At 70.4% G+C, this 13,567-nt stretch carries 8 protein-coding genes and 2 pseudogenes; 7 read left to right on the forward strand and 3 right to left on the reverse strand.

What is annotated here, in order from left to right; all coding sequences use genetic code 11:
• Window positions 1-560: 560 nt before the first annotated feature.
• From BMG523DRAFT_RS10935 to BMG523DRAFT_RS10950, 4 genes and pseudogenes are all read left to right on the forward strand, one after another.
• A pseudogene (locus BMG523DRAFT_RS10935) lies at window positions 561-934 on the forward strand (transposase); the annotation flags it as partial.
• A gap of 578 nt (window positions 935-1,512) precedes the next feature.
• Window positions 1,513-2,244 carry a dienelactone hydrolase family protein gene (locus BMG523DRAFT_RS10940; protein WP_011435969.1) on the forward strand — a complete coding sequence of 244 codons (732 nt, stop codon included), beginning with the start codon at window positions 1,513-1,515 and terminating at the stop codon, window positions 2,242-2,244.
• A 303-nt stretch (window positions 2,245-2,547) separates the two neighbouring features.
• A pseudogene (locus BMG523DRAFT_RS10945) lies at window positions 2,548-2,730 on the forward strand (transposase domain-containing protein); the annotation flags it as partial.
• A 4-nt stretch (window positions 2,731-2,734) separates the two neighbouring features.
• Window positions 2,735-3,412, forward strand: coding sequence for a hypothetical protein (locus tag BMG523DRAFT_RS10950; RefSeq protein ID WP_235463066.1), 678 nt, complete (start codon window positions 2,735-2,737; stop codon window positions 3,410-3,412).
• 284 nt (window positions 3,413-3,696) lie between these two features.
• Here the strand turns inward: BMG523DRAFT_RS10950 and BMG523DRAFT_RS10955 are convergent, their stop codons facing one another.
• The 3 genes from BMG523DRAFT_RS10955 to BMG523DRAFT_RS10965 all read right to left on the reverse strand — a co-directional run bounded on the left by BMG523DRAFT_RS10955 (window position 3,697) and on the right by BMG523DRAFT_RS10965 (window position 9,547).
• Complete coding sequence (locus tag BMG523DRAFT_RS10955; protein ID WP_235463081.1) at window positions 3,697-5,946, reverse strand: biotin carboxylase N-terminal domain-containing protein; 2,250 nt, start codon at window positions 5,944-5,946, stop codon at window positions 3,697-3,699.
• Between the two features lie 201 nt (window positions 5,947-6,147).
• Window positions 6,148-7,755: a carboxyl transferase domain-containing protein gene (locus BMG523DRAFT_RS10960; protein WP_023840478.1), complete on the reverse strand. Its 1,608-nt coding sequence runs from the start codon at window positions 7,753-7,755 to the stop codon at window positions 6,148-6,150.
• A gap of 451 nt (window positions 7,756-8,206) precedes the next feature.
• The gene (locus BMG523DRAFT_RS10965) at window positions 8,207-9,547 is read right to left on the reverse strand and encodes a DUF5925 domain-containing protein (RefSeq protein WP_035941288.1); all 1,341 of its coding nucleotides are present in this window, start codon (window positions 9,545-9,547) and stop codon (window positions 8,207-8,209) included.
• Window positions 9,548-9,779: 232 nt separating this feature from the next.
• On the opposite strand from BMG523DRAFT_RS10965, the gene BMG523DRAFT_RS10970 reads away from it, so the two are divergent.
• From BMG523DRAFT_RS10970 to cobM, 3 genes are all read left to right on the forward strand, one after another.
• Window positions 9,780-10,619 (forward strand): DUF3710 domain-containing protein, encoded by an 840-nt coding sequence (locus BMG523DRAFT_RS10970; protein ID WP_134350938.1) that lies wholly within the window; start codon window positions 9,780-9,782, stop codon window positions 10,617-10,619.
• Window positions 10,620-10,941: 322 nt separating this feature from the next.
• Window positions 10,942-12,468 (forward strand): hypothetical protein, encoded by a 1,527-nt coding sequence (locus BMG523DRAFT_RS10980; protein ID WP_011435963.1) that lies wholly within the window; start codon window positions 10,942-10,944, stop codon window positions 12,466-12,468.
• Window positions 12,469-12,723: 255 nt separating this feature from the next.
• Entirely contained in the window at window positions 12,724-13,566 is an 843-nt protein-coding gene (cobM, locus tag BMG523DRAFT_RS10985) for a precorrin-4 C(11)-methyltransferase (RefSeq protein WP_011435962.1), read from the forward strand.
• Window position 13,567: the final 1 nt, after the last annotated feature.

Below are 13,567 nucleotides of genomic sequence, written 5' to 3' on the forward strand. Positions count from 1 at the left end.
CCCAGAACCTGGACGCCTCGGAAGTGGTCGTGCTGCCCGTGAGCATCGAGATCCGTGACACGACGTGCCGCCCCGCGAGCGGAACAACATAACTCATGCTGATTTTCGCATCACTGACACCCGAGGCAGCTATCAAGGGAAACCTTACGACGCCATTACATCGGCGCGGTTGATCGTCCTTGCTACCCGGCCGTAGCCATACGTTCACCTGTCACGGATTCCCACTGTGCCATGGGTGGGCATCCGTGGCCTCGATACCTGCGCGCTCGTCAACGTCCGACGACCCGCCGCAGCACGGCCTCGGCCGGGGGCCGACGTCGCGACGGATGGTCGCGACGGACAAGTGTGGCGGGTTGGGCGCGGTCTGGAGACCGTCAACCGTGCCTAGTACTCCAGTGACAGTGGCCGATGTGTGGTCTCTGTGTGGGGTGGCGGCGTGGCGTCCGAACGGGGGTGGCCACCCTGTGATCCTCCGTAGTTTGTGAGAACCAACAAAGAATCCGCGGTGGCCGCGGCGCGGAGTGTATCCGGGTCGGACGTGGCGGTGTGGGAGGCCGGTTTGGACCGAGGACCGGGATCGGTGCGCCGCGGCGGGGGTGCCCCGACGGCGGGGTTCGCGACGAAACCACTGCTGGCCCTGGACATGATCCGCCGGTTCTGGCTGGCTCATCGGGAGCTGGGCTGGGTCGCCGGTGACGAGGTGTACGGCGCGAACGCCGAGCTGCGGGACTGGTTGGAGGAGCAGATGATTCCGTTCAGTTCCAACGAAATCCGGCACGTCCTCGCCCTGTTCGGACAGACTGCTATCCCAGCAGCGATGATCACATGGTGGTCGGACTGGCGTCGTCGCCACCAGGCACGCGCCCGCCTCTACCACTTCCAAACCCGGATCCGAGCCAACCAGTCGGCCGTCGCCCGTGCCGCGACCACGTAAGGATCACTGTCACTGGAGTACGAGATGCCTGGCATGCCGAGGAGTTCCTCGCCCGCCGCCGCGCCGTCACCGACACCGACCTTCCGCTGCTAGATCGAGTCGCCGCGACGCTGATCCTGCTCTACTCCTACGCCTTGTCCGGTGGCCCCTGACAACCCCCGTGTCACAGCGTCGCTCCTGACAACAAGGAGCCCCTCGGCGTGACGCACCGTGACAGCTAACCCAAGAAGCGCTCGACTACAGACCACCCGATCAACGGTCGCTGCCAGTGTGGTCCCCCACGGACAGCCTCAACCCGGCGATGATCTGCGCCAGGTCGTCGAGGGACGCCACCGCGCACCGCGCCATCGGGCTGGCGGAGCGCTGCGAGTGGCTCCGGGGCATCCGGCCACGGAGCCTCTGGGAAAACCTGTTGGCGGATCACGGTGACCACTGCTAGCTTGCCGGAGGCCGTGCGAAAGAACGAGGAGGTGGTACCCGTGAACGCAGTATCGACATGGGTGCTCCCCTCCGGGGTCACGGTCGGGCGATAGGTCGTCCGGGAGCGCCGTTCACAAGCACTCCCGAAAGGCACGACCATGCGATTCACGTCTGAACAGCGCCTCGACGACGGTGTCCTCGAACGCGCATTCACCCTCGGCGAGATCCCCGGCATCCTGTGGACTCCCGCATCCGCATCCGCACCGGCCCCGCTGATCCTGCTCGGTCACCCCGGCGGACTGCACAAGATGTACCCCCGACTGGTGGCCCGGGCCCGGCGCTCCGCGGCGGACGGCTTCGCCGCGGCCACCATCGAGCTCCCCGGAAGCGGTGACCGGCCCCGTTCCGCCACCGCTGAGCAGGCCCGCGTCGACCTGCACCGGGCGCTGAAGGCCGGCGAGCCGGTCGACGAGGAGATCGTGGACCGGCTCGTCCTCCCGCTGGTCGAAAAGGCGGTCCCGGAATGGCAGGCCGCCCTGGACGCCTTCCTTTCGCTGCCCGAGATCGGCGGCCCGGTCGGGTACTCGGGGGGAGTGATCGCCATCGGGATCCGGCTGGCGGTGGTCGAGCCGCGCATCTCGGCCGCCGTTCTGTTCGCCGGGAGTTTCGTGCCCCACACCATGTTCGAGGAGGCCCGCCAGGTCACCATTCCGCTGCACGTCCTGCTGCAGTGGGACGACGAAGGAAACGACCGGCAGCTGGCCCTGGACCTGTTCGACGCCTTCGGCTCCAAGGAGAAGACGCTGCACGCCAATCTGGGCGGGCACACCGGCGTCCCGCAGTTCGCGGGGGACGCTGCGGCCCGGTTCTTCACCCGGCACCTGACGTGAGGCCCGGCCGTCCGGCCGGCAACAGACGATAGGAGCTGTCGGCCAGGATGCCGCTCATCGAGGACAGGTCCCGGCCCTCCTCGATGAGCGGTGGCCAGCAGATGCACGACCGCGCGGATATGCCCAACCTGCGTTGATCCCGAGCTACTCCCGGCGCCGCGGGCCGGACAGCACCTCGGTGGCCTGGTGCACGGCGGCCAGGCCCGGCTTGACGTAGCGCTGCACGCTGCGCAGCGACTTGTGCCCGGCCTTGTCCATGATCAAGTTGGCGGAGATGTTGGCGTCCCCGAGGTGGGTCGCTGAATCCTCGATGTTGAGGTGGAATTGCCAGCCGTGGACAGCGAGCGGCTGACCGACCGTATTTCGATCGGTGTGCTCGCCAGAATCGTTCCCCGGGATCTCGTCGATGAAGCGCTGGTGGAGACGAAACGGCAGGAACGGCGTACCAGGCTGCTGCCAGCCCGGGTCATGGTGTACTTCACGATTCGGGGTGGTCGGGGTGGTCCTCGATGAGTGGGTGGGGCCGGCCCTTCTGCCGTCACTGGACGTGCCGACCATCCTTGCGCGTCAGCTCGCCGAGCGGCTCGCCCCGGGCAACCGCCCGCGGCGCACCGCCGCTGCGTACCCCGGCCCCACCATCGACGCCGAAGGCGAGGACAACCCACTGCCGAACCCGTTCGCACTGGTCCTGGATCCATCGCGCACGGACGGTATTCGCATCCCGACCTTCGTCGGGAAGGCCCACGGCGACCTGCACATCGAGAACATCCTGATCCCGTCCTCACTGCGCAACGTCGACACGACGTATCAGCTGATCGACCTGTCGCGGTACGCGGCCGACGCCGTGCTCACCCGGGATCCCGTCCATCTGGTCCTGCACATCCTTGCCCGGAGACTGTCGGAGCTGTCCGCGGCGCAACGCACCGCCGTCATCGATCTGCTGCTCGACCCGGAGCAGGACGGAGACCTCGTGCCGCGGTGGCTGTTCCTGCTCATCGACCGGGTCCGATCGGCGGCGAAGGACTGGGCACGCCGGGCCGGTCTGGTCGACCTGTGGCGCGACCAGATCCCGCTGTCCCTGCTGGCCGTCGCCCTGACCTGCCTCGGACGGACATCCACCCGGCCGGGGACCGACGCAACCCGGGCGAGCGGCCCTGGACGCGGATGACCCGACCGGGTCCGCGTGCAGACTCGTCACCGTCCTGGTCGAGGCCTGTGCCGTGCCGGCCGCATTCGATCAGGCCTCCTCGGCCCACCTCGACCTGTCCAACCTGGCCGAGGCCGATGCCCGCAAGACGCTCCTGCGGCGGCTGGCTGGGCGCTGAGAGAAGGATTGACGTTTCCGGCCTGCACTGACTCCGGCGACCGACCCAGGGTGGCCGCCGCGGACAACGGAAAGGACAACGGAAAGTTGTGGAGGGTTGAGCACGGTCCGACGGCGTCAAACCATGCTCAACCCTCCACATTTCGCCGGCCCGCCGGAGCGACTGCTCCGGATTCGGGGTCGGGGTCGGCCGGGCCCGCCACGGACATCACCACCAGCAGCTGGTCCAGGGCGACGAGGTCGCCGGGCCGGACGAGTACTTCCTTGACGATCCCGGCGCCCGTCGCCGAGACGGTGTGCTCCATCTTCATGGCCTCGACGACGGCCAGCGACTGCCCGTCCGCCACGGTCATCCCCGGTTCGACCAACACCGCGGTCACCGTGCCCGGCATGGGGCTACGCGCCTGCCCGCCGGGCACCGGCCCGGCCCCGGTGCCCGCCACCGGAATCACCTCGGCCAGGCCCCACGCCCCACCGTCGCGGCCAAGCCAGAGGATCCCGTCGGCGGGCTCCCACGCGTAGGCCCACCGGGTGGTGACCGCACCGATCGTGACGAGCAGCTCGTCGCCGAGCTGACTGACCGATGCGGCGACCGGCGGCCCGTCGGCGATCCGGACCCGGGCCGCGTCGGGGGTGCCGCGCGCCGCGACCCGCAGCGTTGACACCGTCCGCTCCCCGCGTCCCGGCTCCACCCCATCCCCGTGGCCGTTCCCATCCCCGTGGATGTTCCCATCCCCGTGGATGTTCCCGGCCCCGCCCTCAACCCCGGCCCCGATCTCGGGTGGCGCGCTGCCACCAGGTTCGGCGCCGTCGGGGCCGCCGGACGGTACTGCCCCACCGGGCAGGGCGACCTCCCAGGTCAGCCACGCGGGCTCACCGGGCCGCCATCCGGAGGGGATGTCCCACGGGTCGACCACCGGACCGGCCGGTTGCAACGTCAGCAGCCTGGCCAGGGCGTATCCGAGGAACGCCTCGCCGGGCAGATCGTCCTGGGTGAGGGCGGCGAGATCACGTTCGACGAGACCGGTGTCGAGCCGCCCGGCGACGACGTCCGGATGGGCGAGCAGCGAGCGCAGGAAGCCGATGTTGGTCGTCACCCCGAGCAGGACCGTGCCGGCGAGCGCGGTGTCGAGGCGGGCGATCGCGGCGGCGCGGTCCGCGCCCCAGGCGATCACCTTGGCCAGCATAGGATCATACGTGGTGCTCACGATGTCCCCGGCCCCGATGCCGGCGTCGACGCGGATGGCCGGCCCGGCCGGTTCCCGGAAAGTCAGCACCCTACCGCCGGTCGGCAGGAATCCCCGCCCGGGGTCCTCGGCGTAGATCCGCGCCTCCACCGCGTGCCCGGTTAGGCGGATGTCGGCCTGACCGAAGCGCAACGGCTCCCCGGCCGCGATCCGGATCTGCTCGGCGACCAGGTCCACCCCCGTCACCAGCTCGGTGACCGGATGCTCGACCTGGAGCCGGGTGTTCATCTCCATGAAGTAAAACTCATCCGGCGCGTCGGCGGACAGGATGAACTCGACCGTGCCCGCTCCGACGTAGCCGACGGCGCTGGCGACGGCGACCGCCGCCCCCCCGAGCCGCTCCCTGGTCCGCGCGTCGAGCGCCGGCGCCGGCGCCTCTTCAACAATCTTCTGGTAGCGCCGTTGCAGGCTGCACTCCCGCTCACCCAGGTGGAGCACGCTGCCGTGCTCGTCGGCGAGGATCTGGACCTCGACGTGGCGGGGACGGGTGATGAACCGCTCCACGTACAGGGTGTCGTCCCCGAAGCCGGCGGCGGCCTCCCGGCGGGCCGACGCGATCGCCTCCGGCAGTCGGGCGGGCTCGCGGACGATGCGCATCCCCTTGCCACCACCCCCTGCCGAGGGTTTGAGCAGCACCGGATAGCCGATCTGACCGGCGGCCTCGGCGATCGCGGCATCGCTCATGCCCGGCGCCGACCGGCCCGGCACGACCGGCACCCCCACCTCCGCCACCGTCCGCCGCGCGGTGATCTTGTCGCCCATCACCTGCACCGCGGCAAGCGACGGTCCGATGAAGAGCACTCCGGCCGTCTCACAGGCCTGTACGAAGGCCGCGTTCTCGGCGAGGAAGCCATAACCGGGATGGACGGCCTCCGCCCCGGATACCCTCGCCGCCTCCAGCACGGCCTCGATGCTGAGGTAGCTCTCCTTCGCGGGCGCCGGGCCCAGCCGCACCGCGACATCCGCCTCCCGGACGTGCCGCGCCCCAGCGTCGGCGTCTGAGTAGACGGCGACGGACCGGATACCGAGATCGCGCAGTGTGCGGATCACCCGGACGGCGATTTCACCCCGGTTCGCGACGAGCACCGACGAGAACGTCAGACCCGACGTTCCCGGTGCCCTCGGCGGCACGACGCCCGCCGGCCGGGCCGGCGTGGAATGGCCATCCGGACCGTGGCCGGCACCGCCGCCGTGACCGGCGGAACCGGCGGAACCCGCGATGCCGGGATCGCCGCCTGCGTGATTCGTGGCGGACAGATCAGCCGTGGACACCCTTGATCCTCACGATTGGTTTCCTCACATCGGATGTTTCCGCACGCCAGGATGTCCCCCTCACATCCGGAAGACGCCGTAGCCCACCGGTTCCAGCGGAGCGTTCGCCGCCACCGACAGGCCCAGGCCCAGCACCATACGGGTGTCGGCCGGATCGATGACACCGTCGTCCCACAGCCGAGCGGTCGAATAGTACGGGCTGCCCTGCTCCGCGTACCGATTCAGGATCGGCGCCCGGAAGGCGACCTCGTCGGCCTCGCTCCAGGCGACCCCCGCGGCTTCCATCTGGTCCCGGCGCACGGTCGCCAGCACCGCCGCCGCCTGCTCCCCGCCCATCACCGAGACGCAGGCATTCGGCCACATCCACAGAAAGTGGGGCGAGAATGCCCGGCCGCACATCGAGTAGTTACCCGCGCCGAACGAACCGCCGATCACCACGGTGAACTTCGGCACCCGGGCACAGGCAACCGCGTTAACCATCTTCGCGCCATGCTTCGCGATGCCGCCGGCCTCGTACTCCCGACCCACCATGAAACCGGTGATGTTCTGCAGGAACACCAACGGGATACCGCGCTGATCGCAGAGCTCGATGAAATGGGTGCCCTTCAGCGCCGACTCGCCGAAGAGCACCCCGTTGTTCGCGACGATCCCCACGGGATGGCCATGGAGGCGGGCGGTCCCAGTGACCAGCGTCGTTCCGTACTCCTTCTTGAACTCCGCGAAACGGCTGCCGTCAACGATGCGCGCGATCACCTCTCGCACGTCATAGGGGGTACGCCCGTCCGTCGGTACCGCGGCGTACAGCCCGGCCGGGTCGACCGTCGGTGCCTCGGTCGGCTCCAGTTCCCACGGCCGCGGCCCGCGCGGCGCGAGGCCCGCGACGATGGAGCGCACAATCCGCAGCGCATGGGCGTCGTCCTCGGCCAGGTGGTCGGTCACCCCGGAGGTGCGGGAGTGCAGCAGCCCGCCGCCGAGATCCTCGGCCGACACCACCTCGCCGGTCGCGGCCTTCACGAGCGGCGGACCACCGAGGAAGATCGTCCCCTGATTCCTGACTATCACCGCCTCGTCGGCCATCGCGGGAACGTACGCGCCGCCCGCCGTGCACGAACCGAGCACCGCCGCGATCTGGGAGATTCCCAGCGAGGACATCCGGGCCTGGTTGAAGAAGATCCGCCCGAAATGCTCCCGATCCGGGAAGACCTGGTCCTGCAGCGGAAGAAACGCTCCCCCAGAGTCGACCAGATAGACACAGGGCAGCCGATTCTGTAGCGCCACCTCCTGGGCGCGCAGATGCTTCTTCACGGTCAACGGATAGTAGGTGCCACCCTTGACCGTGGCATCGTTGGCGACTACCATGCATTCCCGACCCGAGATCCGGCCAATGCCGGTGATGATGCCCGCCCCCGGAACCGGATCCTCGTAAAAGCCGTTCGCGGCGAGCGGGGAGAGCTCCAGAAAAGGACTCCCCCGGTCGAGCAGCGTGTCGACCCGGTCGCGGGGCAGGAGTTTGCCGCGAGCCACGTGGCGGGACCGCGCCTGCTCCGACCCGCCGACCGCCGCCACCGCCAACCGCTCCTGGAGATCGGTCACAGCGTGCCAATGCCTCTCGGCATTGCGCCGTCCCTGTTCACCCGCGGCATCGACCCGACTGGTCAGGACCGGCATGGCCGAGGACCGCCGGACCTCGTCGGACCGCCGACCCGCGATGGTTCCGGCGCGTGCTGCGCTCACAGTCACCCCCACGAGTGGACGTCGGGCCCCGAAACAACGCCCCCAAGTTAACGACCGCTAACCTCGTCGTCAAGGCAGACGGCGGCGGGGACCGTCGGGCAGACGGCCGATCCCCGTTGCCGTTGCCGGACCTTCACCCCTTCACCGACATTCACCCCTTCACCGACATTCACCCACGACCGAGACCAAGACCAGGATCCGGCGATCCGAAATACACCGGTTGCTCCCCGGTGGCTAACTTTAGCGATGCCTGACCGGTGGCGTCCGACCGGGACGGTCCGGCCACCCGACGGCACCGCGCAGGGCGCGGCGCCGTCGGGCCGGCGGGACTACCCGGCCCGCTCCCGGCCAGGCGGGCCCGAATCGGGAGTACGGCGCGCAGCCGTCACAGGTACATGCCGTGGCGGGCGTCCGTGGTGGTGGGCCGCGGCAGGCCCCGGCCGTCCCGCAGGGCGAACAGCTCCGCCAGCGTCATGCTCGACCGGACTCCCTCCGCGGAGCCCAGCCAGGACACCGCCTCGGTGTGTGGCAGGGCTCCCACCTCGATCTGGGCAAGACAGCGGCCGGGACGGACAACCGCGGGATGCATGCGCAGCAGATCCTCGTTCGTGGTCAGGGCGACCAACACCTCGCGGCCCTGCCCGACCAGACCATCGGTGAGGTTCAGCAGTCGAGAGAGCTGCTGGCCAGCCGCACCCCGGCCGTCCCCACGGATCAGGTCGTCGCAGTCCTCGATCACCAGCAGCCGCCACCGGTGGGCGGGTGGCTCGCCCATGCGGTCGGTCGCCGCGGCCTGGGCACCATGACTGTCCGCATCCCCGGACCCGGCATCGCCGCTGTCCGCATCCCCGGCCCACGCGATCCCGCCGTCGGTACCCCCGCCGTCGGTACCCCCGCCGTCGGTACCCCCGCCGTCGGTACCCCCGCCGTCGGCGCCGCGGGCGTCGGCGCTCTCCCCCTCCGGGTCCCCGTCGTCGTCGAAGCCGATCGCGACCTCCATCAGGTAGGCGGGATCGGCGAACAGCGCCTCGGGATCCAGGACGCAGTCGACCTGGCACCAGGATCGCCATTCGTTCGCCAGGGCCCGCAGCACGGTCGTCTTCCCGGTTCCCGCCGGACCATGCAGGAGGATCAGGCGGCCGACCACGTTGTCCCGGCGAACCGCCATGAGCCGGTCGAGCGGGCCCACGGCGGCCGACGCGTAGTTGGCGCGGATCGAAGCCCACGTCGTGGTGGCCGTCCGGCGGCTGGTCCGGATCGGACCACGTTGACTGGACAGATACCAGAAACCCATGTTGACGGCGTTGTCCGCACCGCTCTCGGCGACGGACGAGCGGAGCACGTCCTCGATCACCACCCGGGCGAGCTGTTCGCTCACCGCGGTGACGGTCACCTCACCACCCCCGCCGCGCCAGCGCACGGCTCGCACTGTCCAGCCCTCGCCGACCGCGAGACGTGAATCGCGGGACTCCTCGACAACCGCGCGCAGGACCCTTGCCCCTGACGGCAGCAGCGTGGCTCCCGGCCGGAGCCGGTCGACCCGGGCACTGCGGGCCCAGGGCTGCTCACCGGTTGTGAAAGGAGCCAGGGCGAGTGCGTCGACGACGTCGTAGGGCGTGTCCGAGTCGTCCAGGCCGACAACGAAAGGGAGCTTCATCCCTCCGCTCAGTGACTCGGAGACCATCCAGGACTTAGGCAGCGACGCCTTCTGATGTGGAACTGACACCTGTCCGATGGTCCCGGACAACTCAGCGCCCGGCCATCCCGTTGCGCGATTTACTCGGGCACATCGCGGGGGCCGTACACCGCCCGCGACCTGTCGCGTGCCTCCATCAGGGCCGATCCGAGGACGTTGCGGCCCGGCCAACCTCCCGGGGAATCTCCCGGCCCCACCAGCGGCGCGCCTACCTTAAGTAATCCATCAGCCACTCCAAGCTTCTTCCTGGGAGGTGGTCAGGATGCTAGGAGGGCTACTCATCCACCGTCGGCGCCGAAAGTCGGCGCAGCCGGAGCCGGACGACCATGCCGGCACCGGGGCCGGTACCGGGGCCGGTACCGCGGCCGGTAAGGGCGACGGTGACGCGAGGAAGCCCGGTGAAACGGGAACCGGTGCCACGGGAACCAGCGCCACGACGAGCGGGGGCGCCCGGCTGGGCCGGGGTCCGTTCGACGCGGTGGACGCGCCCGATGACGGCCGGGCGCGAGCGGATTTCGGAGCTCTCGTGGTGCCGCGGGTGAACGGCACCCGGATCCGGGTCTCGGCCTCCGGGCCGATGCCCACCCTGGCCGCGATGGACGGGACATCCGTCCTGGAGCTGTCCGTCCTCGCCGCCCCGCGCAGCGGCGGCCTGTGGGCGTCGATCCGCGAGGACCTGGTGCTCTCGGCACCGGAGGACACGGAATGGAACGACGAGGACGGGCCCTACGGCCCCGAGCTGCGCATGCCGCTCGACACGGCCGTCGGCCGCCTGCCCGCCCGCATCTTCGGCATCGAGGGGCCGCGGTGGATCCTCTGTGCGGTCATCACCGGTGCGGCCGCGGTCGACGTGACGGCGGCGCCGCTGCTGGAGGAGGTACTGGACGGGCTCGTCGTCGTCCGGGGGGACGCGGCGATGCCGGTGCGCGAGCCCATCCCCTTCGAACGTCCCGACAGATTCGACCGTCCCGACCGTCCCGACCGTCCCGACCGAACAACCGACACCGCCGCGGCCATTCCGGAGCAACCCCCGGAACGCAGGATCATGACGCTGGCGCTGCGGGGCGCCAACCGCGAGGCCCCCCCACCCGCGGCGTCGTGACCCGGCCCGTCCACCACCGGCCCGGCTCAGGCCCGTGGGGAGTCGGTGTACTCCACGAGGTCGACGAAGATCTGGGCTGCGGCCTGGTAGAGATCGGTCCGGAGATGTTCATGGGCAGCACGCGGAGCTATCCGGTCGACGGTCTTCAGCCCAACGCCGGAAGCAGACGTGCAACGGCGGCCGTTCAGAAATCGTCTGTAAACGGATTTATCAAGCCTGTTCACCATGCGGGAAGGATGGCGCGGTTCGGGTCGCCCGGGCCGGTCACCATCGGACCGGGGCTCCCCCGGAGAGCACCCGGCACGACGGGCGGAGGTGCGGAGTGTCGGCCACGCTAGCGCTGGGTCTGCTGCTGCAGGGGCTCGCCTTGGTCGTGGTGGTTCGCGGTCGGGGCCGGCACGCCGTGTCCAGTCTCGGGCTGATGTTCGTCGGTGCCGCCATCGTCTACCACGGGGTGACGGAGGTCCTGCAGGTCCTGGTGCCGTCCTACAGTGACAACCGGCTGTTGACCACGGAGTCCGACGTCGCGGCCTACACCGTTCTGGTCGGGTTCTCCCTGCTCGCGTTCGCTTTCGGTTATCGCTTCGCGACCCCGCGCACGCCGCCGTCCACCGGTTTCCGCCGGGAGGAAGTCTTGGACTTCTTCGACTGGCGGGTCCTGACTCCGCTGGCCCTGGCTGCGGTGGCCGTGACAGCGGTCGGCAGGAACACCTCGCCCGGCCACGCGGACCCCTCGACGGTCACCGGCAGTCCCTACCTCGTCAGCGGCTTCGCGACGCAGTTCCTGGTCGTCGGCCTCGCCCTGGGAAGCTTCGCCGTGCTCGTGCGGACGAAGGGCCGCGGATTCCTCCCGGTGCTCGGCGTCCAGTGTACGTTGCACACACTGGCGGGGCAGCGGCTGCCGGTGGCGATAGCCGCGGGCGCGGTGATCTACCTACTGTCCATCGTCGGGATTCCCATACGCCGACGGCAGCTCGTCTCGGTCGTCGCGCTCGTGGTTCTGGCCTACGTCGTCATCTACGGGGCACGCGCGGACGCGGGCCGGCAGGTGTTCGGGTACAGCGTGGGTCCCGGGCAGCGCCTGCAGGCCCTGGCCTCCGGTCTGACCCATCTGGAAGGCGGGATAAACCCGGGCGAGGTGGGAGACCTCGGGGTCCGCCTGGACGGGAACTCCTACCCGTCGATAATCCTGCGACGGCTCCGCGACGGTTCTCCGCCCATCGGTCCGGTAACCCTGTGGAACGACGTCAACATCGCCGTCCCGCGTTTTCTCAATCCCGACAAACTGAATTCCGACCTGGAGTCGCGTTCCCTCAAGACGCGCCTGTCCGACACCTACGGGATCACCAACGCGTTCGACCGCCTGCCCACCCAGCTCGGTGAGCTGCTGCCCATCGGCGGTCCGCCGTGGATGGTGACCCTCGCGGCTCTGGCAGGATTCGTCCTCGTCCGACTGGAGTACGCGCTGCGCGAATGTCGCCATCCAGCGGCTCTCCTGGGCCTGCTGGCGCTGGTGGCCGCGATCCTGCAGTACGAAGGCGGGATCGCGCTCTACACAATCAACGGCCGCGGTGTCCTGGCCATCGCGGCCGGACTGTTCGTGTGGCGGAAACGACGGATCTTCCGGCCCGCGACGGTTCGGGGGCTGACCACCCTACCGCCGCTGTACACCGGCACCCCGGCCACCGTCGCGCGGGCCGGCTCCGACGAGGACGGCACACCGACCAACCCGTCGCAGCCCGGCCCGTCGCCGGGTGACCCGGTGCGGACCGAGCCGGCGTCCGCTGGCAGGGACGAGGCCGCGGCGCAGGTCACGGCCTGCGGCCACGGCCCACGCCGCAACCGGTGAGGGGGTGGCGGCGCGGCGGCCGCGGTCTCTCTGACGTTCCGGAGGGCGGTGTCCGGCTTCCCGTCAGTGCGCGAGCAGCCGGATCGCGACGCCCAGCGACGCCCGTGCCGGAGCGTCCCCGAGGGGGCTCGCCGCCGCCGGCGTCCTGCTAGCGTGCCCGGTTGTGCCCAGCAGCATGCGCCGAGCGTCCGCCGCCCCCGCCGCCGAGCTGCCCGGAGACGTCCAGCTGCCCGGAGACAACCGGCGGGGGCCGGCGTGACCGTGCACTTCATCGGGGCCGGACCGGGCGCCGCCGACCTCATCACCGTCCGCGGCCGGAATCTGATCGCATCCTGCCCGGTCTGCCTGTACGCCGGCAGTCTCGTCCCGGTCGAGCTGCTGGCACACTGCCCGCCCGGGGCCCGTCTCGTCGACACCGCCCGGATGCCGTTGGACGACATCGTCGCGGAGCTGGTCGCGGCCGACGCCGCCGGTCACGACGTCGCCCGCCTGCACTCCGGCGACCCGTCGCTCTACAGCGCCGTCGCCGAGCAGATGCGCCGGCTCGACGCGGCCGGGATCGCCTACGACGTGACGCCGGGTGTCCCCGCCTTCGCCGCGGCGGCGGCGTCGCTGCGCCGGGAGCTGACGGTTCCCGGCGTCGCCCAGAGCGTGGTGCTGACCCGCACGGCCGTGCTGTCCAGTCCCATGCCGCCCGGCGAGGACCTCGCCACCCTCGGCCGGTCGGGGGCGACCCTCGTGCTGCACCTGGCCGTGCACCGTATCGAGACGCTCGTCGCCGAGCTCGTGCCGAACTACGGTACGGACTGCCCGGCAGCCGTCGTCGCCTGGGCCAGCCGGGCCGACGAGATCGTGTTGCGCGGCACGCTCGCCGACATCGCCGGTCGGGCGCGGGCCGCGGGGCTCACCAGGACGGCCGTGATCATCGTGGGTCGCGCCCTGGCCGCGGAGGGTTTCCGGGACAGCTACCTGTACTCCCGGGAACGCTTCGGACCGGACGGATGCGTGTCGTCCGTTCCCCCGGCCTCCCCGGTTTCCCAGGCCTCCCCGGCAAACGCCGCGCCGTGTGGCCCGGATCCCGCCCCTCGGGCTCGGTGAC

Origin of the sequence: Frankia sp. BMG5.23 (assembly GCF_000685765.2) — a bacterium.
GTDB classification, from domain to species: Bacteria; Actinomycetota; Actinomycetes; order Frankiales; family Frankiaceae; genus Frankia; species Frankia casuarinae.